The sequence below is a fragment of the Pseudoalteromonas sp. XMcav2-N genome (assembly GCF_024124545.1).
GTDB lineage: Bacteria > Pseudomonadota > Gammaproteobacteria > Enterobacterales > Alteromonadaceae > Pseudoalteromonas.
Window position 1 is genome coordinate 87,946 of record NZ_JAMXSF010000021.1, and the last position, 25,133, is coordinate 113,078.

Consider the following 25,133-nt stretch of genomic DNA (forward strand, 5'->3'; position numbering starts at 1 on the left):
ACTTTATTACCGAACTTTAAGCAAATCTCTAACTTAGCACAGCAAGTCCTGTGCCAAAGGTATTGGCAAGGTTTGTGCATAAAGATTTGTTACTTGATGATATGGCAAATGTGCCACACAGAGGAGTTACCCTATGAATCAGTTTAGAGCGCTTTGGCGTCAGCGGGTAGTCAACCTGCTCAAATCCTGTGCTGTTGTTACGGCTGCGGCACTGGGTCTTGCGGGATGTAGCTCTATCATAGACAAGCATGTTGAATACAGCTATGTGAAACCCGACTCTTATCCCGTGCTCAAGGCGGTTGGTTATGCTCCGTTGAGCTCTCAGCCGGGCAGCAGTGACAGTGAAAAAATGCTGATGGCCATTAAGGTCTCTAAGCTTGAAGCCTACCGCGAGCTTGCAGAGCAGGTGTATGGTCACCGATTGAGTGCCAGCACCACAGTACAGGGCGCAGTGGCGCAGAATGATGGGTTACGCAGCCAGGTGCAGGGCCTGATCCGAGGCGCCAAAGTCATGAAAAGCTATGCGGTGGGAGACATCTACACCACGGAACTGGAGCTTGATATGAAGCGGGTTTACGATTTGTATATTGGTGAGGTTAAACCACGTAAAGTGGAGCGTGTCACTTATTACTGAGCCAGGCCTGTCGGGTCAGGTCGGCCAATTATGCCCTTTGCTTTCAGTGTGCCTTCAATTTATACTGTTTAAATATACACATCACCTCTGAATATCAGAGGTGTATTTCAAGGTAAATGGAGGCTGGTCTGTGCTGGACCCAAGAACTGAAGCTCAAAAGGTGCTTAAACGGCTGTGGAGTGATAACCAGTTTCCGGTTGATCCTGTGACTATCTGCAAGTCACTTGGGCTTGACGTCGTGGAGATGGCGCTACCAGAAAAAGTATCTGGGGCGTTGATCAAAGAAGCCGGAACGGATCCCGTGATTGTGCTGCATCAGGACGATCATTTAAATCGCAAACGATTTAGCTGTGCCCACGAGCTTGGGCACTACATTTCCCGCATTGAATCCGATAACACGGATAAAGAGTATGAGTACATTGATCTCAGAGGTCCCAGTGCATCCACCGGCGAAGACGAAGAAGAGGTGTTTGCCAACCAGTTTGCTGCCAACTTACTCATGCCCAATGAAGAAGTGAAAAAGCTCCATCGCAAGAAAGTCGCCCACTTTGAAATGGCAATCCACTTCGGCGTATCTGTTGAAGCCCTCAAATATAAGCTAAATGCACTGGACTTGCTGTAATGACACAGAGCAGGGAAGAACAAAAAGCAGAGCATTCATCGCTTGCTGCGCAGATCAAACACAACTTCAAAGAAAATAAGTTTACCAATGTTGACCCCATGCAGGCGCAAAAGGTCAAAGATGCCGAATCTGACCGGGATTTAAAGCAAAAATATGCATGGTGGTTTATTGGTATTCTGGTTGTTCAGCTGTTGATTATGAATGTAGTACTCGTACTGGTGGGTCTGCAAAAGCTGCAATTTGAAGAGTGGACACTTAATTTATATATGGCAGGTACATTGGCTGAGGTATTCGGTGTTATCTTGGTGATCACCAAGAACTTGTTTCCCACTAAGCCTTAGCTGACTAAGCCTGATTAAAAAGCGGACTATCAGGCTTTAAGGTTCTTAACTAACTCACCCATATTTGAAACAACACTGCCATCTTGCCCATAGGTCATAGAGGTCGGCGCACCAATCAAAATATCTTTGAGTTCACGCACCGTGAGTTGTGCCTGGTGTGCTGCCTGCGCGTTAACGTCATTTTGTTTCTTGCAGCGATACAGTAACTCTTTAATTTGCTCGGTTAACGGGGTGATCTCATCATTGCTGAAGGTGCTTTGCGGGTACTTGGACAGGTCTTTATCCAGCTTTTGAAGCTGGTTGAGTGTATTGAGCTTATCGCGTGCAATCTCTTTGAGGTTGTCGCCATTGCGAGAGGCAAGCGCCTCTAACTCATCGTCCAGAAGCTGGGTCAGAGCTTCCAGAAGATTAATTTGCGCTGTTAGCTGATGGGCACACAGTGCCGTTTGGTCGTCCACTTATACTCTATCCAAATAAATCGAACTCAAAGGCGGCAATATTTTTTGCCAGCTTTTCACTATCCACCTGATATTTGCCTTCAGCAATGGCTTTTTTCAGCTCTTCGACTTTCTTACTGTCGAAGGAGGGCGCCTGTTGCGCTTTTTCCTGAAGCCCTTTCAGTTGCTGTGCTTGTGGTGTCAGGCTTACTGAATCCGCTGCAGCTTTGGCCTGAGCTTGCGGTTTAGCAGCGGTATTACTTGCTTCATTTCTTTGTAATTCAGCACGTTGTTGCTTTGCATTTGTTGCAACATTGTTCGGCTGATTTTGACCGTTAATGTTGTTTACCATGATGATGACCCGTTAGTTAAATTGCTTCAGCCTTTATATCGGCAAGCCATTCGCTTACTTTAGCAAAAAAATCAGATTTTGACTGCTACTGAATCAACATCTTTCACCCGTGCAAGCACCGTTTTACCTGACCTCGCATTTTTGACCCGGATTTGCTCTCCTAAGTTCCCATCCTGCAAGGCAATACCACTTGTTTTAATCATTAGTGTGCCATCACTGGCCAGAATTGTCACGTTATCCCCCTTGCAAATCATGCAAATCTGAAACATGCTGATTGGCTTGCCTTGTTGAACACGGCGTTTGGTTTTGCTGCCAATGAGTAGCGATATATTGTCGATATTAGCTGCTCGGACAAAGTGTTTGGGGCGCATTTCGATTGTTAAATCATCTGCAGTTAACAGGACGCCCTTGTCCAGCATCCGGGTGCTGACTATCACAGGTAACAGTGTTTCGATTTTTACATGAACAAACTGAACCCAGGATTCAAGGTCTTCGCAGCGCACCATCACAGTAACCTGGCGATTAAAAGGCGGACTGGACTTACTGCTGACTTGCAAGGGTCGCTGACACTGGCGCTGAGACAAGCGAGTATCTAATGGCAAAGCTGACACCTGCTGTTGCTCTTCTGCCTGGGTTGGGGCAGGGAGCTGTTCCGAGATGAAATCTATTGCTATTTTTTCAATATCTTTTGACTCATAGGTTTGACCATAAGCAAATGACGTGGCTAAAAAATATGCCACTATGGGAAAGAAATAAGCGGATAATGTAATTTTTAACAAACTCATGATGTTTCGACTATGCTTATGGGGTGAAACAAGGTATAAAGATTTTGCGTGATTTGCCTCACCGCTTCAAGGGCGACTTTGAATGGTAGAGTACAAGCAAACATTGTTCCGATAAGCAGTTTTATAGCAGGAGAATGACATGGCAGGTATTTTGGACTCAGTAAACCAACGAACGCAGTTGGTGGGTCAAAACCGACTTGAACTTTTACTATTTCGCCTCAGAGGGCGTCAACGCTTTGGGATCAATGTATTCAAAGTAAGAGAAGTGCTTCAGTGTCCACCCCTAACGGCGATGCCTAAATCTAACGCCTTTATCAGAGGGGTAGCACATATTCGTGGGCAAACGATTTCCGTTATTGACATGTCCCTGGCTGTCGGCGGACCACCCATCGAAAATATTAAAGACTGCTTTATTATCATTGCCGAGTATAACCGCTCAGTGCAGGGCTTTTTGGTGGGTGCGGTGGAGCGCATAGTGAATATGAACTGGGAAAAAATCATGCCTCCGCCTTCAGGTGCAGGTCGCTATTCCTATTTGACGGCGGTAACAGAGATCGAAAATGAGCTGGTTGAGATCCTCGACGTAGAAAAGATCCTCAATGAGATCTGCCCAATCAATACAGAGGTGAGTCAGGAAATTGTCGCTGACGGTGAAATGCAGCGTGACCTCGGTGAGCGTATTGTCTTTATCGCCGACGACTCTGCGGTTGCCCGTAATCAGGTTAAGCGTGCGCTTGAGCCACTTGGTGTGCAAACCGAACTGGCCAAAAATGGTAAAGAAGCGCTACTTCGCTTAAAAGAAATCGCGGAAATGGATTGTCAGAATGATGTCACTGAGCGTGTTGGCCTGCTGATCTCAGATGTTGAAATGCCAGAAATGGACGGTTACACACTCACCGCCGAGATAAAAGCAGATCCTAAGCTGGCGCCTTTGCACGTTATTTTACATACTTCACTGAGTGGCGTCTTTAATCACGCAATGATCGAAAAGGTCGGTGCTGATGATTTTATTGCTAAATTTAACCCCGATGAATTGGCAACAGCCGTGAAAAAATGGGTTCATTGCGATTAATTAGTGGCGGTAATACTTTGGAAAATAAACACTTAGAACAAAGCGAGTATGATCAATTTCGCACTTTCTTAGAGCAACAGTGCGGTATTGTGCTGGGTGATAACAAGTTATACCTGGTGAAAAGCCGACTTGCGCCTCTTATGTCTCGTTTTGGCGTTGACTCTTTGTCTGCTTTGGTGAGCAAGACATTGAGTCCACATGAGCGGCAATTGCGTGCCGCCGTAGTTGATGCGATGACTACCAATGAAACCTTGTGGTTTCGGGATCAGTATCCATTCGAACTACTCAAGACCAAGATCTTTCCGGAATTTAAAGATCTGCGCCGACCTGTTAAGATCTGGTCAGCAGCAAGCTCGTCAGGTCAGGAGCCCTATTCTATTGCGATGTCCGCCAATGAATATCAAACGTCAAGCCCTGGTGCATTGAAGATGGGCGCACAGATCGTTGGTACAGATATTTCAAACACTATGCTGGATATGTGTAAGAATGCAGAGTATGACGCGCTGGCATTGGCACGGGGCTTGTCGCCAGAACGTAAAAAGAAGTTTTTTACCGACAGCGGCAATGGCATGGCGAAAGTAAACGAGCCCATTCGCAGAATGGTTAATTTCCGGCATCTAAATTTATTAGACTCTTATGCCTTATTAGGTAAATTTGATGTCATTTTTTGCCGTAACGTGCTGATCTACTTTTCACCGGATGTGAAAGCCAAGATAATTAGCCAGTTTGCACAGGCGCTCAACCCGAAGGGATACCTGTTTCTTGGTGCGTCTGAGTCTATGGCGGGTCTGAACAATGACTTTGACATGCTGCGTTGTAATCCCGGTATCATATACCAGAAAAAAGCTTAGTATTTGTTCAGGCCGCAATTCGCGGCCTGATTACTTTGTGCCCACAACTTTGCAGTAGTAGCTGCTCAGGCTTAACCCATCTCGGTAAGCACATAAACAACGAGTACTACCTCATTTCAATCGTGAAACGCCTCGCCATCTGGACAGGTGGCTTTACGATAATTTCATGTAACCTTTCAGCCACCGCTATTTTTAATTACTAATTGAATGATTTGCTTGACCTCAACTTAGGTTGGGGGTTTATCTTTTACAGGTAAAGTTTTAACATTAAGTTAACTTGAAGGACGAAGGAAAGAGTATGACCATCCAAGACTACATTCAGTCATTACAGCTGACACACAATCAGGTTTCGCTTGAACAGCTCGCAGAATTTCAAACTAAGCATCTTGATTTGTATAGCTTTTCTAGCATTAATGCGATGAGCGAAGAGATTTTGTCTCTGGATGTGGAGGCACTGCTAACGCGATTAATTGAAAATAAGCAGGGAGGTTACTGCTTTGAACACAATAAACTGGCTTATCTGGCCCTTGCTGAGCTGGGGTATGAAGTGCAGCCTCTGCTGGCAAGAGTGTTGGTGAACGGTCTAGAAGACAACCCCAGAACCCATCGCATCACCTTGGTCCACCTTGGAGAAGAGAGCTATCTGGTTGATGTCGGCTTTGGTTCCAAGTCACTCAGTGCGCCACTGCCAGTGTCAAAGTCTGGTTATGTTGACGTAGAGAGCTATCGCTACAAAATTATCCGATCGGCAGATACCATCCGTGTCGAAATTGTGCATCCGGAAGAAGTGAGCCTTTACAGCGCCGATTTAAGCAGGGTGACTGAAAAAGACTTTGAGGTTGTACACTACTACAGCCATCAGCACCCGGATTCGTATTTTGCGAATAACCTGGTGCTGGCACGCATTACCAATGGCAAACGGTACACGCTACGCAATTTACTTTATGGTGAATTACATGAAGCCAGTCAAATCAGCACACACATTGACGTAACGTCTGCGTCACAGCTGCAGTCGATACTGCAACAAAAATTTTTGTTGCACATCGATATGGCGAAAGCCGAGCATCTATACACATTGGCACAAGATAAAATGGTCGGTTAAATCGGCTTGCAGGCTGCGACACGCACAAGTGTCTCAGGCCTGTGCAAAAAATTAGTGGTTAAAGTGGACCAGTAACTTTCTTAACAGATCAGCCAGCTGAGTGCGCTCTTCAGACGCAAGTGGCGAAAGCAGTTCTTCGCCTTTGGCTACATGTTCCGAAATCACTTCATCAATCAGTGTTAACCCCTGCTCTGTAATAGCAACCATGACGCCACGCCTGTCGTTGGGGTCGGGGTTCCGGGTGACTAAGCCTTTATTTTCCAGTTTATCGATACGGTTAGTCATGGAGCCCGAAGTTAGCATCAGTGTTTGCAGCAGTTGATTGGGGGTTAATGTGTAGGGCTTACCTGAACGTCGCAATGTAGCAAGTACGTCGAATTCACCGCCATTGAGTCCAAAGCGGCTGAATACTGTATGGAGTTCCTTACTAAAAATAGCATCTGTTCTAATCAAACGGCCCATGACGGCCATGGGAGCAGGGTCTATATCTGGCCTTTCTTTATGCCACTGCGCCAGCACAGTATCGACTAAATCTTGTTTTTGCATAACCTGTACACATCGTTTTGTGGAACCATAAAAATACGTGGAAAGAAACTTGAAAGCAAGAATATCTGTTTACATAGTCTCTATATAAAGGTAAGTCTTGTTGAACAAGCTGGTTTTGGATTTATTGCCATGGTTATACGAATGTTTCCTGGCATTATTAGATGGGTAAATTGTTAAACCTTTAGTTTTTAGGAGCCTCAGGGCACCTTCAGTACGCATGATCGAGCCCCTCAAGAAACAAAGTGATAGAGAGGCTCACTTTGTTTTACATCATATTAGCTTGAGAGGCTTTGTCCATCACCTTTAGAGAGATATTGTTATTGAAGTGGTGGCCGACAATTCGTCTTACGGGAAGCTGCTTACTTCTTACAAAATCTATGAATGCTCCGGTATGGGCGGGCAGCACCTTTGTTATCGTATTGTCAAATGGGATCTGCAGGAAATCGGCTTGATATATGAGCCCGCTTTCGTTGAAAAAAGCAAAGCTCTGTCGTTTCGAATGCGCATTTTCCAGCACGTAAAAACTGACCCCATCAACCGATTGTTCATGCTCTATCGTGTGAAATTTGAACGTATGTATCTGGTCTGAAAAAGGAGGGTATTCTTTTATTGCTTCGATGGTGTATGCATCGGCACGGATCAAGGCGCCGATCTTGGCATAAGATCCCAGACCTGCAATGTGGTTACCATGTGGATGGGTGACATAAACAGAAGTAATTTTTTTATTCGGAAATTTTTCAGTAATATGCTGAATGGTTTTTTCAGACTGCTCAGAACTGGTTGGTGCACCAAATACCTGAACTTCATTGTTGTTGGTTCTAAATAATATGTTGCGCCATGCTCCTGAGTCAGTCAGGAGAAACAAGTTAGGTGCAATTTCCTCAGAAACTAAAACTTTATCATTTTTAGGGATTATCGGACCATAACCAATCGGTACTTTAAGACGTTCTGGCGCGATTTTCTCAATCACTTCAAAATTTTCCATATGCTTAATAAAAGTAGGTTTGGTATCACCGTTGTAATATTTCATCACGGAGCGGGCAAAAGTTAATCCATGAACACTTTGGTAATCGTCATAGGTATACAGCCGTTGTTTAGTTTTATTATGGATGGATATCAGCCTCAGTGGCGTGTTATTGAAGGTGTACTCGATGACAGAACCACTTTCTTGATTATGTGTCAGCTTAGTAAGTCCGAGGCGAGTATTTGAAGAGATGAATACGCTATTTTTTATGTTGTTCTCGCTAAGCAGCTGACGTACAGCAAGAAAATCAATGTTCATCAGGTAGAGGTTTTTTAGCCGCTCAAATGAATTTAAGCTTTGCTTTACCACCCGCTTACCGTAGAAGGCCCCATTTCTTGAATATCTGAAGCTATGAGTATCGTTTTGGAAGTGAACTTCGTCACTTTCCATTCCGCCAGTGAAGTAATGTGTTACGTTTTCGGTATAGTGTTTTCTATCCAGATCAAATTGCGTTACTTTGAAAGCTGTATATCTACTAGGTGCCTTATAGTCCCATGAATCGTAGGGGTCACTTCGACCTAGATATCGCTGAGTCAGAGAAAAGGCTTTTATATTTGTGGTGTTTTGGTAGTGAGCATTAAGTTGCGCCATGAACTTCTCAACCTCTGATGCCTGGGTTGAAATGCTGTTAAGCAGCACCAGGCTTAATAACGTAATTTTCACGGTATAATATGCCAAGCAGAACTTCATTGATGCTTCCTTTATCAGTAATGGAGAGTGTATTAACTTAACTAACAGCTTGGCCTTTAGCATGTAAACTTTTGTAAAACCCTGATTTCGAGTACTACCCATCTGCTTGAGTTGAGAGCTGTAGTTGCTTTAGCTGCGAATAACCTGATTAGTAGCAAGCAGAAGAAGCAAATTAAACTACAGCGCAGCTATGTATCACGAAGGCTTAAACCCAGAGTTGGCCTGTTTATCACCCAATTAGTATTAGATGTGGTCACTTAAACTTAAAAGTGGCGTGTCTGTGGTAGCTTTTATCACGTCAGAAAACCCTTTAAACTGCCGCATACTCGTTTGTCACGCATATCGTGCAGTAAACTCATGTGATTTAAGATGGCTAAACCCAGCAAAAAAGGCCCCACTAAAACCGTCGATATCTATTGTGCAAAATGCAAAGCACCGCTATACAAATATCGCAAGGGCGGTAAAGGGGCACTCGTAAAATGTTTTAAAGAACGGATCGTGACGGATTTTACCGCTCAAGAGGGCACCTGCCCTAGCTGTGGCACTGTATTCGCCCGGGACACCCTGATCAGAGGCACGCCTGCGTATAAAATAATAGGGGGAAAGGTATGGGTGAAGTAGTAGTAATGGGCTACATAGCCTAGCCTGGCTACGACAGAAGGAAGGTTATATCCACCAACCTGTGATCTTGCTTACGGCTACAGGGGTCATCGCAGAGGTCGTTGGCCGCTGGTGCGTTTTCACAACCGGCCGCCTGGTAAATGTGGTACAAATAGCAAACGAACAAACTTTTTATATAGCCAGTACACTGAGGAAAAGCAGACTTATGATAGGCGTCATAGGTACGAACCTGATTGGCTAATGGGCTACACAGCGTACCCATTTAAATGTCGATGCAGTGTCAGCACAGTGATCGACACTTTGTTGACATTTTGTGTGTCAGAGTGAGCCTAATCGACCGACAGAGTGACTAAACGATGTGACAATGCACCATTTTTCTTCTTTGTGCGTCATTTACTTCACCCGTGCCAGCCAAAGCGCAATCTGAGGTCATGCAGATGCCACTCGATATTGCGGGCTGACCGCTGGATTCACACCATCAACAGGCTAGCCTAAATGTGTATCAGGCCTATCATATAGAGCGCGGAGTAACGTCTTATGGAGTGAACATCAATGGTGTACGCGTTTAACAAAAGCTGGTTATTATCCTTTGGTGCGGATTATGAAATGTATGCCTCATAAGTGACAGGTAGCCCGTTAATGAAAGTCGGTCGCGACACAGAAGGCGAGGCTGGTCTGGGTGTGGTGTATCGCTTTTAATCAATAACTGGAGTTGAATAAGGTGTTGCGAATACTAATAGCAGAAGACCATCTGGATATAGCTGAGAACATTGGTGATTTTTTAACAGCCAAAGGGCACCAGGTGGATTATGCATATGATGGTGTAATGGCAGTGAGTTTAGCACAAGAGCAAACGTTTGATGCCATTATTATGGATATTAAAATGCCCAAACTGGATGGCTTAAAAGCAACCAGGCAAATAAGAGAGGGGGCGCAGCCATCGGTTCCTATTTTAATGCTGACGGCCAAAGACCGTTTGGATGATAAGCTGGTGGGCTTTGATTCAGGGGCGGACGACTATATCTTAAAACCTTTTGCCATTTCTGAACTGTATGCCCGCCTGGTCGCTCATACTCGTAAAGCACAAAAAGACTACCATCATGTGACGCGATTAAGCGGTCTTGAATTAAATAAGCAAAATAAAACAGCGAGTTTTAATGGGACGCCGCTTCAGTTAAACCCGACCACCTTTAAAATTTTAACCTTGCTGTGTAAACAGTATCCTAACCTGGTTAATAAGTCAGAGCTGGAGTTCCAACTCTGGGCGGATGCATTGCCAGAAAATGACTTACTGAGAAGTCATATCTACAACCTGCGAAAGTCGCTGTCGGGGTGTGCTGAGCACATTAAGATCCAGTCGAAACATGGTCAAGGGTATCAGCTTGTTTTTCTCTGACTGGCGTTCAAAGCTTTCTCTTTTTATCCGCACATTGAGCCTGAGTCAGCGTGTTAAAGGCACTTTTATCGTTAGTTTTTGCGTATTCTGTGGGCTTAGTTTGCTGGTGATCTTTGCTGCGACAAAAGGCACCGAAGATTATATTTTTGAAAAGCAGCTTAGCAGGGCTGTAACGCAGTTCAGGCAGCACTATGCTAACAGACATACCTTCTTGTTTCCCGCAGGGATGACGGCTTATGCCAGTTTTGCAGATATTCCGCCATCGCTGGCTATCTATATTGGCAAAAGTGCTCCCGGAATATATGAGCTTGAGCACCCTGGTGAGGAAGATTTCCACTATGCTATTGCCGTTATGCCGGACAACGTTTTGTACTATTTTATCTATGATGTGAACGACGTTGAGATTTCTGAAAGCTTAGAGCGTATGATGATGCAGATTATTTTTGCTAGTTTTACGCTGTTTATCTTTCTGTTTTTCTTGGTTTTTCACCTCGTACTCAAACGCTCAATGGCACCTATGTTTACCTTGATTGAACAGGTGAAAAAAAATGGCGACACACCCGGCGCGCGCTTTGTTAGTGACTACAAATATCAGGATGATGAAATTGGACTGCTTAACAAGACGTTGGTTGAGCATGCACAACGAATTGAGGCCTTTGTTCAGCGAGAGCGCGAGTTTACGAGTTTTGCCAGTCACGAGTTGCGTACGCCTGTTACGGTCATCAAAGGCGTGAACGAACTACTGAAACTACACTGCGAGACTAACCCAGATCTCACTAAACCTTTGGCCAGGCTGGATCGTGCCGTGAACAGTATGGAAGATATGATCTCTGTGCTACTTGAACTGGCAAGAGAGGAAGGTGCAGGGGAGACAGAGCTGGCGACAATCGCTACGATAGTTCAGGAAATCATGCAGGCATTTGAAGGTCAGGCTGAGAAAAACGGCAAAACTCTGTCACTGCATATGACATCATACACGAGTGAGACAATTTCACGTGTGAATGGTTTGATAGTCATGGGAAATCTGGTCAGAAATGCGATTCAACATTCAACAGGCGCGGACATTGAGCTCTGTGTAACCGGCTGTGCTTTTAGGGTAACTAATACACTACAAGCTGATCAGCAGCACAGCGTGGAGTTTTTCTCTGGGGTTGAGCAGGGTTATGGATTAGGGAAAATAATTGTTGAGCGCATTTGCCGTCAGCAAAACTGGCATTACACCCAGCGGGTAGAGGCGGGCAAGATCACCGCAACAATCCGGTTTTTTAGTCATATTTAACGGAGCTTAAGCTAGCTCAATGAATTGAATCGCACTCACGACAAGGAGTGCGATTAGCAACGGGTTGTTTGAGCCAGAAACTCCAGTTATTGCATCATCATGGAATATACTGGCTGGGATTTGTTCTGTCTTGTAGAGGGTTATTTTTCAAAAAAGCCTAATTCGGTATTTTCGTATGTTTCAATTTTGCTCTCTATGACTTTACCTGTTTCTATTTCTTCTACCCAGACGGCAGAGTAGTCTGCGCCCAAAGTGCCTTTTACAACGTACCTGACGTCAGGGGTCGGGGTAAAAGTGAGGTCTCCCGTAATTTCGTATACAGTTCCCGAGAGAGTTTGAACCGGGGCTGCATACACGGTTCTGCCCATAAGCGTTAAGGTAATCGGTTCAGAAGAGGGAACTGCGGTTGTGATATGAGAAGTCGTCAGGGAAAAACCTTGTCCATAAGTGGCTGAACGGCTGGCTCCCAGACTGTTGTCGATCAGTTTGCCATTGACTTTATAGAGAAAAAATATGTCCGCTTTACTCGCGGAGTGTCGCTTATCTGTGCTTCCTATGGTGGACGTTGGGCCATTATAGTTGTCGGGGATAGGTGAGTGAGTAGTCGCACAGCCACTGAGTATCAAAATTGAAAGAAGCAACCAAACCTGTTTCATAAAGTTTCCTTATTATTATGTAGATTATAGAGTTTCCTGTTAAAGGGTCGCACACCCTTAGTTTTAAAATCCAGTCATTATTTAACATGCAGGCATTTTTGTGAGTGCACTTGTTTGAGGCTCAGTGAATATACAGGTATCCACATTCAGGCATATAGCGAAAAGTGAGTACTGTAGCTTTGCGCTTATAGTTTTGAAAAGTGTGCTTAATCTCAGATAAAAACGCATTTCGATGAGTCTTCAGAGCTTCGCTGCACTATTTTCAGGTTGAAAAATTTTCACAGCTTAGCTGCTTGTACCTGTAGTTTACCTGTCTGACACCGCCTAAAAAGGTCATTCCTCATGATCTCAGGGAGAAAGTTGAATACAAATTGATCACTAAATTTACATTAAATATCAATATATATGTCATTTTTAACAGTTGACCAAAGGAAATGTTATAACAATTTTATCATATTCATGTTGCAATTGGACCGTTCCAGTTGCTACCTTTGTTAACAGTTTTACAACACAATACTGATATGTTTATCGCGGTAGATGACCTTGTTGTATGGGTACAAGTAGTTAAACCACTTGTACGCTCTGTGTGTCAGAGTGGCTGTTTAAGTGCATTGTCAGTGACAAAAAAGTGATAATACAACAAGGAGAAGACATGAGTACCAAGCGTTTTAAACTATCGGCTATTTCCACTTTAATGCTGTCAGCAATGAGTTTGCCAGCGCTAGCACAAGCCCCTGTTTTTCAAGGGCAAGAAGAAAGTTCTAAACTGGAAATTAAGTCGACAAAGAGCGAAAAAAACCGCTACATCATTCGCTTCAATGAAGCACTGTCTGGCGGTAAAAACAGCTTTAATAATTTTATCGCGCTCAATTATCTGTTTACTGCGGGTGCCGAGCCGCTGTTTGCACTTAACGGTCAGCAGTCGATGGTTGCTGAGCTGGATGATTACAGTCTTGAAACACTGCGTAGCTTTTCATCTGTTGAGTCAATTGAAATAGACCCCAAGCGTTATATTTTGCCTCTGGCTAAATCTAACAATCAAATTATGCCATATGCACAGAGTACACCATATGGTATTACCATGGTGCAGGGTCATTTACTGCCTCAATCTAATACCTCTGCAAGAAAAGCCTGTGTGATCGACACAGGATATAATCTGGGCCACCCTGATTTACCCTATGGTAATGTAACGGGAATTGCGAATAACAGTGCCGTGGGACAGTGGAACAATGATGGTAACGGTCATGGCACGCACGTTGCCGGTACCATCGCTGCTGAGGACAATAACCAGGGCGTGATTGGTGTTTACCCAGGTATGGACCTGCATATTGTTAAGATCTTTAACGATAACGGGCAGTGGACCTATGCATCTGATCTGGTTAATGCAATCCAGCAATGTAAGGATGCAGGCGCGCATGTTGTTAATATGAGCCTGGGTGGGGGCAATTACTCCAACAGCGAAAATACTGCCATGCAGAACTTTGTGGATGGTGGCATGATGCTGGTGGCCGCAGCGGGTAATGATGGTAATAGCTCTAAGTCTTATCCGGCGTCCTATAATGCGGTTATTTCCGTCGCATCGGTAACATCGAGCGAAAGCCGATCTTCATTTTCTCAGTATAATGATCAGGTCGAGCTGGCAGGACCAGGTTCCAGTGTAAACTCGACTTATCCAACCAATACATACCGCAGTCTGAGTGGCACTTCAATGGCCTCGCCTCATGTGGCCGGTGTGGCTGCTTTGGTATGGAGTCACAACACCCAATGTAATAACCAGGAGATCCGGGCAGCACTGAATGCGACTGCCAAAGACAAAGGTGCCGCGGGTCGGGATAATTATTATGGTCATGGTATCGTGCAGGCCAAAGCCGCATCGGATTATATCGGCGCAAATGGTTGTCAGGGGGGCGGCGACCCCGGTGGTGTGACACCGGTTAACGGTTCTTTGCCTAACCTTCAGGGTAATCAGGGTGGCTGGACGCACTATACCTGGGATATTCCTCAGGGTGTAAAAGAGATGAGCCTGAGTATCACAGGTGGCGCAGGGGATGCGGATCTGTATGTGAGATACAATGCGCAACCCGATGCAAACAATTACACCTGTCGCCCATGGAAAGATGGTAACGAGGAGCAGTGTTCATTTGCTAACCCAAGTGCAGGCGTTTGGCACATTAGCTTGTATGGATACAACAGTTACAATGGGGTGACGTTGAATTATTCGTATAAGTAACCGACTATTTTGAAGTTTACCGATAGAATATGAAGGCGCTCGTTGAGCGCCTTTTTTAATGGGTTATATTATCGAGCCCACAGCAGGCCCCAGCGGGTTCCATTCGCATGGGCATTGTAGCTACACCTTGCTGAGCCAGCAGAGGATGGAAGGTATACGCCATGTGCCAGCCAACAGGCATGATGCCCTGGGTGGATATCGCGCTGCCAGCCGACAACATTGGTGTTGTTACGGTCATCACCGTCTCCATAATAGATGCAGCTTGGTGTCACTGTGCCGCTTGCATCATATACTGCACGGCAGCCAGGTAAAGGCGTGTCTTTTTGATGTGCCTGTTGATCTTCATATCCCCAAGTATAACGCACCATTTCTAACTCAGCCTGACTCATTGAACTTTGATAGGCCGACTTACAGCCAGCGTAGTCGCAGGCGACTTGTTCACGAACATCTCTGAACGCACTTAATGGCCCTTGATACAGACCTGTCACTGCTGGATCGGTTGCGGTCACATCTGGCTGCGGGTTGTAATCGCTGATATACATCTTACCGCCTGGCTCTGATTTACTATAAGTGCCAATCAGTGTCCAGCCACCTTCATCAGTGTCCATATCACAATATGCATCAAAACCTGCATGTGTACCAACGCCATCAGGATCTAAGCTATAAACCCCGGACTGAGCGTCTGGATTTTCACTCAGGATCTGAGCACAGCTGACAGGAAGCTCCTCAATCGCTGGTTGAGTCGTCAACGTAAAATCGCCGGAGTCATTATTTGGACCATACCAGGTTCCCTGGTAACCATCTTGCTCAGAGCCCTGACCCAGGAAGTAAAAACGTGCCCCGTCTTTTGCAAGGCTAAACTGCACACGTTGTTTCAGGCCTGAGCCAATTTCAAAGGTATTTGGATGTTCAAACTCACCCTGAATAAGGGAAGCTTCAGACGCCTGGGCATCTGTTGCGTTGAATTTATTAGCATGCATCTGTACCGTTAGCTGCTGGTGTTGCGCACCGCTGGTGGCCAATACACCATCTAACTGCGTGTCACGAACAAGTTCCCACTGTAAATCTGCAGCGGCTGAAAAAGAAAGGCTTACAAGTAGTAGAGTTTTTAATTTAGTCATGAATCCCACAATCCTTATTTTGGTTAAACTGAACCGATTATGCCCAATCGGCACAGAACGCAATAATACAATATTTATAATGTCTGAAGTGTGAGCGGGTTGGGATTTATATCAATTAATGATTTTATTCATCTTACTCAATGCGCAACAGAGTAAGCAGACGCTTACGTTACTTAGTTCCTTGGCTCAACAAAAGCGTTATTCAATGTGTATGTTATCTGATGCCGAGCGTGTACTCTCCGCAGTCCAGTAAGTATGAGCATGCAAACCGTACCACCTCCCCAATGAATCCCGATCGCCGCATAAGGAAAGGCTCACAAAAGGCATTGACAAAATTTTTTGAATATATATCTTTATATAGAGATTCTTTAGTTGATGTGTCTTTTTGTGGAGTTTGACTCAGATGCAGCCTTTGGGCTGCCCCCAAGGTAAAGGAATAAGGAGAAAGTCATGAATATTAAACCCTGGATTTCAACAGCGAGTATTGTTGCCACTTTGGTGGCAGGCAGTATTGCCCTTAAAGGGCGCATGATCGAAGCACGTAATACCGAGTTTTCAGAGCAGGCCGCGACGGTAGAAGCAATGCGTGTAGAGGCAGTACCGTACCAGTCATACATAGATATCAGTGGTGTGATTAAAGCGCCCCAGACCATTAACCTGGTGAATGAGGTATCGGGTAAAATCACTCAGCTGCACTTTAAGTCGGGCGATTTAGTCAAAGCGGGTGAGCCCTTAGTCGAGATTGATCATGCAGAAGAGCGGGCACAACTTGCGGCGGCCAGGGCACGCGTCACGCAGCAGGAAAGCACGCTGGTACGATATAGCAACCTGCACGAGCGCAAAAAATTCAGCGACCAGCAGCTGGAAGAAGCCATCACGCAACTGGCTGAGTACCGTGCACAAGTCGACTTACTCACAGCGCGCATCGAGAAAAAAGTCATCAAGGCACCGTTTACCGCCCGGGTTGGCATTCACGACCTTCAGGTTGGTCAATACTTAGCACCTAATACTGTGCTGACCAACATGGTTGGCCTTCAGGCGCATATGTGGGTTGATTTCTCAGTACCACAAACCTATCAGACGCTGGCAATCAACACGCCTGTTCGTGTGTCTGTAGTCGGTGATAAGACAGCTTCTCAGCTGGCATATGTTGAATCGGTAGAGCCGGGTGTGAGTACCACATCCAGACAACTAAAATATCGCGCCCGCATCGAGCGTACTGAGCAGCTGAACACGAACCAGTTGGTTAAGATCAGTTTGCCAATAGGTACTAATCAGGAAGTCATTGCCGTGCCTTATCTGGCCATCGTTAAAGACCAGCTTGGCGACTATGTTTATCTGCTGGAGGAAGACGAGCAGGGCACACTCAGAGCAACACGTCAGCAGGTAGAGCTGGGTGAGCGTTTGGGGGATAGGGTGATGATCACAGATGGTCTGGAGGAAGACCGCCTGATTGCAAGTAGCGGGGCTTTTAAACTGCGCAGTGGCCTGAAAACGTTTGTCTCAGAGCCTCAGCAACCAGAGCAGGCAGTGGCGATGGAAGACACCCAGAAAGAAGGCGTGTCGCTATGAAAAATAATGCCCACTTTATGGATAGATTCGTCACTATGCCGGTGCTGGCCGTGGTGTTATCCGCCATGATCTGCATCGGCGGACTGTGGTCCGTATTGAAGATCACAGTGCTGCAATTTCCCAAGATTGAAAGTTCGTCTTTGGTGGTCTCGACCACTTATATCGGCGCATCGGCCGATACGGTAAAAGGGTTTGTGACTGAACCGATAGAGCGTGTAACGGCCACAGTCCCCGGCATTGACTATGTGGAATCGACCACAACGGCTGGCGTGAGTACTGTGACTGCGTACCTCAACCTGAACGAAGACAGTTCCAAGGCACTGGCTGAGCTGACGGCCCGGCTGGGTCAGGTCAGCTACATGTTGCCGTCGGAATCCGAAGATCCGGTTGTGACTGTGCAACGTGCTGACAGACCCCATGCTTTGTTCTATCTGAATATTGAAAATGAAGGCGTGTCGCTTATTCAGCTAACGGATTACTTATCACGTCAGGTTACACCAGTGCTTAATGGCATCGAGGGTGTACAACGTGTCGCGATAGAAGGTAGCCGTACCCCGGCGCTGCGAGTTGACCTGGACTCAGCGAAACTGGATGCATTTGGCCTGAGCGCTGACGAAGTGTACAGCGCACTGGCTGCAAACAACACGATTGCTACCCTGGGCTTTACCGAGACCAGCAAGCAACGCATTGACCTGGTCGCCAACACCCAGCTGAAAGACTTAAATGAATTCAAGCGCATGGTTATCAGACAGTCGAACAACGAAACCATTTATCTGCGCGATGTCGCCACTGTCAGACTGGGTTCTGAGCAGCCAACTATCAGTGCACGTTTAAGCCAGCAGGATACCGTGTATATCTCGGTCTGGCCGCTGCCAGGTGCAAATGAAATTGCCATTGGTGATGCCTTATATGCGATGACCGATGAAATCAACGAAACACTGCCTGACGGCATCCGCATTAACTATGCCTACGACGGCACCTTATATATGCGTGATGCACTGAACGAAATCTTTAAAACGCTGGTTGAAACGGTTGTATTGGTGGGTGCTGTGGTCTTGTTCATGATGGGCTCATTCAGAAGTGCCGCTGTACCGTTGGTGACCATTCCAATCTCCATTCTGGGTGCGGTTGCTGCCATGTATGTGGTCGGTTTCTCTATGAACCTGCTGACGGTACTGGCCATCGTGCTCTCAGTCGGCCTGGTGGTGGATGATGCCATCGTCGTAGTCGAAAACGTTTCGCGTTACATTCGTGAGGGTAAGCCTAAGTTGCAGGCTGCACTGGAAAGCTCCAGACAACTGTTTGTGCCCATTGTTTCGATGACGCTGACACTGGCGATGGTATACCTGCCAATCGGCTTTCTTTCAGGGCTGACCGGCGTGTTATTTAAAGAGTTTGCCTTTACACTGGCTATTGCTGTCGTGATTTCCGGATTTGTTGCTGTGACCTTGTCGCCTATCATGAGTGCTTATGTAACGCCTCCAGGTGGTAAAGAAACTAAGCTGACACGCAAAGTAAACGCCGGATTCGACTGGTTACGTAAAAAGTATAAAACCGTACTAAGTGCTTCATTGAACTGGCGCAGTCAAATCTTGCTGGGCGCCATGGTATTGAGCCTGATGGTCGTGCCGTTTTTCACCGACTCGAAAAAAGAGTTAGCCCCGGTTGAAGATCAAAGCCAGATTTTTGTACTGGTACAGTCTCCGCCTGAGTCATCACTGACTTACAACGAAGACAATATGCATGGTGTGGTTGACTCTTTACTGGCTATGCCGGGCACTACGCAGATGTGGCAAAATATTTTCACCAACAGTGCATTTGGTGGGGTAGAGTTCATCAGCGCATCGGAGCGTGACTTCACAACGATGTCACTCATCCCTCAGGTGTATGGTCGTCTGGCACAATTACCGGGCATTAATCCGCTGCCAATTTTGCCATCCCCTTTACCGACTGCGGGTCAGTTTGATGTGGAAATGGTAGTCAAATCGTCAGCCAGTTATGAAGAAATGAAACAGTATGCCGATCAGCTGATAGGCAGAGCGTTTGGCAGTGGTCATTTCCTGTATGCAGACACAGACCTGAAGATTGACTTGCCACAAATTAAGGTAACCCTGAAGCGTGAACAAATCGCCGATTTGGGTATGGACCTGGCCCATGTCAGCCGTCAGCTGGGTATCCTGCTTTCGAACAACTATGTGAACCGCTTTGACGCCCGAGGTAAGGCTTACCAGGTCATCCCTGTGGTGGACAGCCAGATTAAAACGGATCCGTCGAAATTACTGAGCCTGCAAATTAAGGCGCACAACGGCACTATGGTTCCTTTATCTGCCATTGCTGAAATCAACTGGACCACGGTACCGCGTCAGCTGAGCAGCTTTGGTCAACAAAATGCGTTTCGTATTTTCGGTGGTGTGCTGCCAAGCTCAACCAAAGAAGCGGCACTAACGGCGCTGGAAGAAGCGGCTAAAGAAGTGCTGCCTCCTTCTTACATGATTGATTACGCAGGTGAATCAAGACAGATCAGACAGCAAGGCAACAGCCTGTTGGGTGTGATGGCGGTGTCTTTAGTAATTGTTTATCTGCTACTGAGCATTCAGTTCAACAGCTTCAGAGATCCGCTGGTGGTCTTGCTGGGCAGCGTACCGCTGGCAATGATGGGCGCACTGGCACTGTCTTACTTTGAGCTGACCACGCTGAATATTTACTCTCAGATTGGTTTAATTACTTTGATAGGCCTGATTGCGAAAAACGGTATCTTGATTGTGGAATTCGCTAATCATTTACAAGAGGAAGGGCGCAATAAGCTGGATGCTGTGGTTGAATCAGCAGCCACCCGGTTACGTCCTATCCTGATGACTACTGCAGCAACGGTGTTGGGTCACTTCCCATTGATGCTGGTAACCGGCGCAGGTGCTGAGGCACGTAACAGCATAGGTATTATTCTGGTTGCAGGCATGATGGTAGGCACTTTATTTACCTTGTTTGTATTACCTGCCTTCTACGTAAAACTTGCGACGCGTCGCAAGGCACGTAAGGCTCAAGCCCAGGAGACTGTGAATGCAACGCCAGCGCTTGCAATGAGCTAATCCGTAAACCGTTTAATATGCCGCAAAATTCGGGCTTCTAAGGCCCTAAGTAGCAAAAAAGCGCCAGTATCCCTCGGCGTTTTTTTGCGTTGGCTGATAATATAAAAATTTGTTCAGAGGCAACCAAAACTGACAAACCACGCCATCATCCCTGACGCATGCGAGCCGGGATCTACCTGAATACTAGCAGTAGTTCCTCAATGAAGGTCGACCTGACAAACCACTCCGTCACCCCGGATGTGTGAGAGCCGGGAATCACTTGAGCCCACGCAGTAGTGCCTCGATAAAGACAAACCTGACAAACCACTCCGTCACCCCGGGTGCATGCGAGCCGGGTTCTACTTGAATACCACGCAGTAGTTCCGCAATGAAGACAAACCTGACAAACAACTCCGTCATCCCGGACGCGTGCGAGCCGGGATCTACTTAAACGCCATGTGAAGTAAACCGATGAGAAAATGAGGATAGCGCTATAGTTGATGTCCATACAAAGTCGCTCAAAAAAATGATGACGCATAGCACTTGATTTTGTGTTGCAGCGCTCACCGCCCGGTTAAAGGCCAAGTTCTGTTTGTTTACATAGGTATAAGTGAATGAGGCTAATTTCCAAGTCAAATTTCTCGCTTTCTCCGCCCTTGTAGGTCTCGTTCAAGTGAAGTATCGATTTAAGTGAGTTAGATTCAATAGATTGGTAGTTTTACATAACGAGGCCCCAAGTCTCGCTATGAACAAGGCTCGGTTTTAACTGAGCTGTTTTGGCTTGATCAATGGTAGTAGGTTATTGTTCTTATTATGAATAAAATAATATAGCTATGGAGCAGTACGGTTTTAGGAACTGGGTCTAACTGGTACTCACGCTAAAAAGCTGTTTATCGCTGCCAGAAAATATCAGCTAAAAGTCATAATGACGTCAGGTGTTTTAAAGCTGACTTGCTTAAACTGAGCTCTGGTTCAATCACATTTAAGCATTATATCAATAGAAAGCGACTTCAATATGGAAGTTGAATAATTCGTTGATTTCAAAATAAGGAATAATTATGAAATGTGTTAGCACAGCAATTGTTCTACTGTTTTCAGTTCTGGTGATGAGCAGCACTAGTTATAGCAAAGATGACACGTCCATCCCCGATGGTCCCTATCTCGGTCAAACGCCACCCGGCTCAACACCTGAGGTGTTTGCGCCCGGTATTGTTAATACGGAGGAATTTATTGAAATTGAGGGCATGTTCGGGGCGGATATGAATACCTTTTATTTCGTCAGGAGTGATGAAAAAGAAGTTTATTCCTTATATGTTATTGAATATAAAAATAATAAATGGCGGAAGTCTATTGTCGCGACGGCTGTAAGCGAACCATCTATCTCACCCGACGGTAACACCATCTATTTAAAAAATAAATTTATAGAACGCACCAGCGACGGCTGGTCGGAGCTAAAAAGCCTCGGCGCGCCTTTCGAAAATATCGACATTATGCGGCTTTCAGCGTCTTCAAACGGCACTTATTATTTTGATACCTATACCCCAAAATTGGATACCCCTATTCGCTATTCGCGTTTGATAAACGGCAAATACGAACAACCGAAGTCACTGGGCTCGCAGTTTGGCATCGGCAGATACAATGCCCATCCTTATATTGCGCCGGATGAAAGCTTTATTATCTTTGATAGCGTCAGAGAAGATGGACAGGGCAGATCTGACATTTATATCAGTTATCGCGCGGCTGATGGCTCATGGGGCCCTGCCATTAATATGGGCGACAAGATAAATACCGTTCATTCTGAAAAAAACCCAAGTTTGTCACCCGATGGACAATTTCTATTCTTTGATAAGCGGACAAAACGTGGAAACGAAGAGGTAAATATCTACTGGGTGGACGCTCAAATTATTGAGACGCTCAGGCCCAAATAGCAAACCATATAACAAGCTACTCCAGCGTACAAAAAAGATACAAAAAAGACACCCAGCTTCATATGTTCTCGCTATGGGTCCGTGGTGGACATTTTTCGTAGACACCCAACTCAAAATTCGTGCGCAGATGATACATCGCGGCTTTCAGCTCATGCTCCGTGGATTTAAGAGGAGTGGACTGTTCTGATGGTAAGTGTTGGGTGGAATGAACTGTTGAAATATTAGAGGAAAATGTCCCTCGCAACTACTCCCCCACAGCTAAAAGTGGGCTTTCCCTCAGCACCCCGCCCACACAAAGCCCGATAGAACATAAAGGCGCTCGTTGAGCGCCTTTTTAATGGATCATATTATCGAGCCCACAGCAGGCCCCAGCGGGTGGCGTTACCTTTGAGAGTGCCACTGCATCGAGGTGAGCCTAGTGAGTCTGGACTGTATACACCATGTGCTAACCAGCATGCGCTGTATCCAGGGTGTACATCACGTTGCCAGCCAACAACATTGGTATTGTTTCTATTCTGACCATCTTTTACATAAAGGCAGTGTTCGATTGGTTCCTCATTCGTAACGTAAGCGGTACGACAGCTAGGTAGTGGTGTATCTTTTTGATGTGCCTGTTGATCTTCATATCCCCAGGTATAACGTACCATTTCCAGTTCAGCCTGGCTCATTGAACTTTGGTAAACCGTTCGGCAACTTGCGTAATCACAAGAAACTTGCTCGCGGACATCTCTGAATGCACTCAGCGGACCCTGGTAAAGCCCTGTTACCGTCGGACTTATGGCGGTCACATCCGGCTGCGGATTGTACTCACTGATATATTTCTTTCCGCCTGGCTCTGATTTGCTGTAAGTGCCAATCAGTGTCCAGCCACCTTCGTCAGTGTCCATATCACAATAAGCGTCAAAGCCAGGGTGTGAGCCACTGCCATCTGGATCTATGTTGTAAACCCCTGACTGGGCGTCCGGGTTTTCATTCAGGATCTGTGCACAGCTGGCAGGTAGCACTTCAATCGCTGTTTGAGTCGTCAACGTAAAATCGCCAGAGTCATTGTTTGGGCCATACCAGGTACCCTGATATCCATCCTGTTCAGAACCCTGACCCAGAAAGTAAAAACGCGCCCCGTCTTTTGCAAGGCTAAATTGCACACGCTGTTTCAGGCCTGAGCCAATTTCAAAGGTCTTTGGATGTTCGAACTCACCCTGAATAAGGGAAGCTTCAGGTGCCTGAGCATCTGTCGCGTTGAATTTATTCGCGTGCATTTGCACCGTTAGCTGTTGCAGCTGGGTACCGCTCGTTGCCAACACACCGTCTAAATGTGAGTCTGTAACCAGATCCCATTGTACATTTGCAGTAGCGTGGCCAGATAAGGCCGCCAGAAGTAGGGCTGTTATTTTAGACATGATGTCTATTCTCCTTGTTTACAAATAACGCTTGCATGATGCCAGAGTTCTGCTTAATCACAATAATGTTTTATTATTAAATCAGTGGTTTGACTGGTATTTATTAGGCTTTTGTATGGGGGTTATCTATTTTTAAACTGGGCATATTTTTAATGCGTAGATTGGGCAGTAAGTTTGCGTAAAAAATGGGGAGGAAACTAAGCCTGTCAAAAGCCATTGTGCTCAATTTTTCATTCGATATACCAGATACTTTACCAGCACAGCGCCAGACAGAATGAAACCGTTGAACAGTGCTGCAGTCACTATACTGGCAGTCAGCTGATTGCACGCACTGGCGCATAGGGGAAGGGGAGAAACAGCAACACCCATTAAGCTAAGCAGCGTCGCAACACCAACAAACACCTTGGTGGATGACCAGGGATAAGTCCAGCAAAAATATATCAAAGGGACAATTACCATGAATGGCATCATAGCCCATATCCCATTAATCAAAAGCACCATAATGTCCCGAATACGTTGCGTCTTTTTAAGCGCTCTTGCTTAGGGTCGATGCAGGTTTGGTCTCTGCGCACGGCGGGATCACACTTTGTAAAAAGGCTTTAACACCCGCCGCTTTTCTGATCTAATAACGCCCACTTTTATCACCATCTACTTGTTAATTATGTCATTATTTAGCCACCTTGAACTTGTTGAAGATAAGCGTTCTTCTATCAATCAACATCATGATCTTACTGATGTTTTGTTTCTTATCATTTCGGCGGTTTTATCCGGTTGCGAAGGCTGGAAAGATATTGAGGTGTTCGGGCACAGTAAACTGCCTTGGCTCAGGCAGTTCAGAGCATTTAAGCACGGTATTCCAACGCGACATAGTATTGCACGTATTCTTAAGACAGTGAAGACTGATTCATTGGTTTTGGCCTTGTTCAGTTGGGTCAACGAGCAGCGCGCTCAATCTGGTAAGCCAATCATTGCGTTTGATGGCAAAACCCTGCGCGGTGCAAGTAAAAAGCGTGAAGACAACTTACATTTGGTGTCCGCTTTTGATTGTGACTCTGGTTTAACTTTATATCAGCGTACGGTTGAAAATAAATCTAATGAGATACCGGCAGTCAGAGCCTTATTAGATGTGCTTGATGTTTCAGATGCAATCGTCACTCTGGACGCGCTACATTGTCAGAAAGCGACACTTTCAGCATTGATTTCAAGAGGGGCTGACTATCTGGTTCAGGTCAAGGCAAACCAGAAAACACTATATAAAGCGGTCACTTCGTGTTTTGAAACAGCTTTTGCCCAAGAGGAAAATCTGCCTGAAGATGTACAAGTCAGCAATGGTCATGGACGTCAGGAAACGCGCATAACGTATGCTCTGAAAGCAGACAAATTGCCTGAAGAAATAAGAGAAAAATGGC

General features: G+C 45.8%; 23 protein-coding genes. 14 read left to right on the forward strand and 9 right to left on the reverse strand.

Annotated features, from left to right (window positions below):
- Positions 1-133 precede the first annotated feature (133 nt).
- The 3 genes from NH568_RS21290 to NH568_RS21300 all read left to right on the forward strand — a co-directional run bounded on the left by NH568_RS21290 (position 134) and on the right by NH568_RS21300 (position 1,597).
- Entirely contained in the window at positions 134-634 is a 501-nt protein-coding gene (locus tag NH568_RS21290; protein WP_253050677.1) for an LPP20 family lipoprotein, read from the forward strand.
- A 130-nt stretch (positions 635-764) separates the two neighbouring features.
- Positions 765-1,256, forward strand: coding sequence for an ImmA/IrrE family metallo-endopeptidase (locus NH568_RS21295; RefSeq protein ID WP_253050679.1), 492 nt, complete (start codon positions 765-767; stop codon positions 1,254-1,256).
- Positions 1,256-1,597 carry a hypothetical protein gene (locus tag NH568_RS21300; RefSeq protein WP_253050681.1) on the forward strand — a complete coding sequence of 114 codons (342 nt, stop codon included), beginning with the start codon at positions 1,256-1,258 and terminating at the stop codon, positions 1,595-1,597. The genes NH568_RS21295 and NH568_RS21300 overlap by 1 nt, the downstream gene beginning before the upstream one ends.
- A 29-nt stretch (positions 1,598-1,626) precedes the next feature.
- Here the strand turns inward: NH568_RS21300 and NH568_RS21305 are convergent, their stop codons facing one another.
- The 3 genes from NH568_RS21305 to flgA all read right to left on the reverse strand — a co-directional run bounded on the left by NH568_RS21305 (position 1,627) and on the right by flgA (position 3,171).
- A complete protein-coding gene (locus NH568_RS21305) occupies positions 1,627-2,055 on the reverse strand; it encodes a flagellar protein FlgN (RefSeq protein ID WP_253050683.1) in 429 nt (142 codons plus the stop codon).
- 7 nt (positions 2,056-2,062) lie between these two features.
- Positions 2,063-2,386: a flagellar biosynthesis anti-sigma factor FlgM gene (gene flgM / locus NH568_RS21310; protein WP_239401770.1), complete on the reverse strand. Its 324-nt coding sequence runs from the start codon at positions 2,384-2,386 to the stop codon at positions 2,063-2,065.
- Positions 2,387-2,457: 71 nt separating this feature from the next.
- Positions 2,458-3,171 (reverse strand): flagellar basal body P-ring formation chaperone FlgA, encoded by a 714-nt coding sequence (gene flgA, locus NH568_RS21315; RefSeq protein ID WP_253050685.1) that lies wholly within the window; start codon positions 3,169-3,171, stop codon positions 2,458-2,460.
- Between the two features lie 139 nt (positions 3,172-3,310).
- Between flgA and NH568_RS21320 the strand changes: the two genes are divergently transcribed.
- The 3 genes from NH568_RS21320 to NH568_RS21330 all read left to right on the forward strand — a co-directional run bounded on the left by NH568_RS21320 (position 3,311) and on the right by NH568_RS21330 (position 6,196).
- Positions 3,311-4,243 (forward strand): chemotaxis protein CheV, encoded by a 933-nt coding sequence (locus tag NH568_RS21320; protein ID WP_138545105.1) that lies wholly within the window; start codon positions 3,311-3,313, stop codon positions 4,241-4,243.
- 17 nt (positions 4,244-4,260) lie between these two features.
- A complete protein-coding gene (locus tag NH568_RS21325; RefSeq protein ID WP_054016567.1) occupies positions 4,261-5,094 on the forward strand; it encodes a protein-glutamate O-methyltransferase CheR in 834 nt (277 codons plus the stop codon).
- Between the two features lie 298 nt (positions 5,095-5,392).
- On the forward strand, positions 5,393-6,196 hold the full coding sequence (locus NH568_RS21330) for an arylamine N-acetyltransferase (RefSeq protein ID WP_253050687.1): 804 nt from the start codon (positions 5,393-5,395) through the stop codon (positions 6,194-6,196).
- A 51-nt stretch (positions 6,197-6,247) separates the two neighbouring features.
- Here NH568_RS21330 and NH568_RS21335 read toward each other — a convergent pair whose 3' ends face one another.
- Positions 6,248-6,742, reverse strand: a complete 495-nt coding sequence (locus NH568_RS21335; RefSeq protein ID WP_253050688.1) for a MarR family transcriptional regulator — start codon at positions 6,740-6,742, stop codon at positions 6,248-6,250.
- Positions 6,743-7,007: 265 nt separating this feature from the next.
- Complete coding sequence (locus NH568_RS21340; protein WP_253050689.1) at positions 7,008-8,456, reverse strand: hypothetical protein; 1,449 nt, start codon at positions 8,454-8,456, stop codon at positions 7,008-7,010.
- 369 nt (positions 8,457-8,825) lie between these two features.
- Here NH568_RS21340 and NH568_RS21345 point away from each other — a divergent pair, with 369 nt between their 5' ends.
- The 3 genes from NH568_RS21345 to NH568_RS21355 all read left to right on the forward strand — a co-directional run bounded on the left by NH568_RS21345 (position 8,826) and on the right by NH568_RS21355 (position 11,752).
- Positions 8,826-9,077 (forward strand): hypothetical protein, encoded by a 252-nt coding sequence (locus NH568_RS21345; protein WP_253050690.1) that lies wholly within the window; start codon positions 8,826-8,828, stop codon positions 9,075-9,077.
- Positions 9,078-9,798: 721 nt separating this feature from the next.
- Positions 9,799-10,473, forward strand: a complete 675-nt coding sequence (locus NH568_RS21350; RefSeq protein WP_253050691.1) for a response regulator transcription factor — start codon at positions 9,799-9,801, stop codon at positions 10,471-10,473.
- Positions 10,442-11,752, forward strand: coding sequence for a HAMP domain-containing sensor histidine kinase (locus tag NH568_RS21355; protein ID WP_253050692.1), 1,311 nt, complete (start codon positions 10,442-10,444; stop codon positions 11,750-11,752). Before NH568_RS21350 ends, NH568_RS21355 begins: the two co-directional genes overlap by 32 nt.
- Before the next feature lie 140 nt (positions 11,753-11,892).
- Here the strand turns inward: NH568_RS21355 and NH568_RS21360 are convergent, their stop codons facing one another.
- A complete protein-coding gene (locus tag NH568_RS21360) occupies positions 11,893-12,408 on the reverse strand; it encodes a hypothetical protein (RefSeq protein WP_253050693.1) in 516 nt (171 codons plus the stop codon).
- A gap of 652 nt (positions 12,409-13,060) precedes the next feature.
- On the opposite strand from NH568_RS21360, the gene NH568_RS21365 reads away from it, so the two are divergent.
- A complete protein-coding gene (locus NH568_RS21365; protein ID WP_253050695.1) occupies positions 13,061-14,638 on the forward strand; it encodes a S8 family serine peptidase in 1,578 nt (525 codons plus the stop codon).
- Between the two features lie 68 nt (positions 14,639-14,706).
- On the opposite strand, the gene NH568_RS21370 is transcribed toward NH568_RS21365, so the two are convergent.
- Complete coding sequence (locus NH568_RS21370) at positions 14,707-15,759, reverse strand: fibrinogen-like YCDxxxxGGGW domain-containing protein (RefSeq protein WP_253050697.1); 1,053 nt, start codon at positions 15,757-15,759, stop codon at positions 14,707-14,709.
- A 450-nt stretch (positions 15,760-16,209) separates the two neighbouring features.
- Here NH568_RS21370 and NH568_RS21375 point away from each other — a divergent pair, with 450 nt between their 5' ends.
- Both NH568_RS21375 and NH568_RS21380 read left to right on the forward strand, forming a co-directional pair.
- Positions 16,210-17,331, forward strand: a complete 1,122-nt coding sequence (locus NH568_RS21375) for an efflux RND transporter periplasmic adaptor subunit (protein WP_253050699.1) — start codon at positions 16,210-16,212, stop codon at positions 17,329-17,331.
- On the forward strand, positions 17,328-20,417 hold the full coding sequence (locus NH568_RS21380) for an efflux RND transporter permease subunit (RefSeq protein WP_253050701.1): 3,090 nt from the start codon (positions 17,328-17,330) through the stop codon (positions 20,415-20,417). The genes NH568_RS21375 and NH568_RS21380 overlap by 4 nt, the downstream gene beginning before the upstream one ends.
- 255 nt (positions 20,418-20,672) lie before the next feature.
- On the opposite strand, the gene NH568_RS21385 is transcribed toward NH568_RS21380, so the two are convergent.
- On the reverse strand, positions 20,673-20,816 hold the full coding sequence (locus tag NH568_RS21385; RefSeq protein WP_253050703.1) for a hypothetical protein: 144 nt from the start codon (positions 20,814-20,816) through the stop codon (positions 20,673-20,675).
- A gap of 638 nt (positions 20,817-21,454) precedes the next feature.
- Here NH568_RS21385 and NH568_RS21390 point away from each other — a divergent pair.
- Positions 21,455-22,324, forward strand: coding sequence for a hypothetical protein (locus tag NH568_RS21390; RefSeq protein WP_253050705.1), 870 nt, complete (start codon positions 21,455-21,457; stop codon positions 22,322-22,324).
- A gap of 347 nt (positions 22,325-22,671) precedes the next feature.
- On the opposite strand, the gene NH568_RS21395 is transcribed toward NH568_RS21390, so the two are convergent.
- Complete coding sequence (locus tag NH568_RS21395; RefSeq protein ID WP_253050707.1) at positions 22,672-23,724, reverse strand: fibrinogen-like YCDxxxxGGGW domain-containing protein; 1,053 nt, start codon at positions 23,722-23,724, stop codon at positions 22,672-22,674.
- 661 nt (positions 23,725-24,385) lie between these two features.
- On the opposite strand from NH568_RS21395, the gene NH568_RS21400 reads away from it, so the two are divergent.
- Positions 24,386-25,133, forward strand: a 748-nt coding sequence (locus NH568_RS21400) for an ISAs1 family transposase (RefSeq protein WP_253050709.1), incomplete at its 3' end; no start/stop codon positions are given.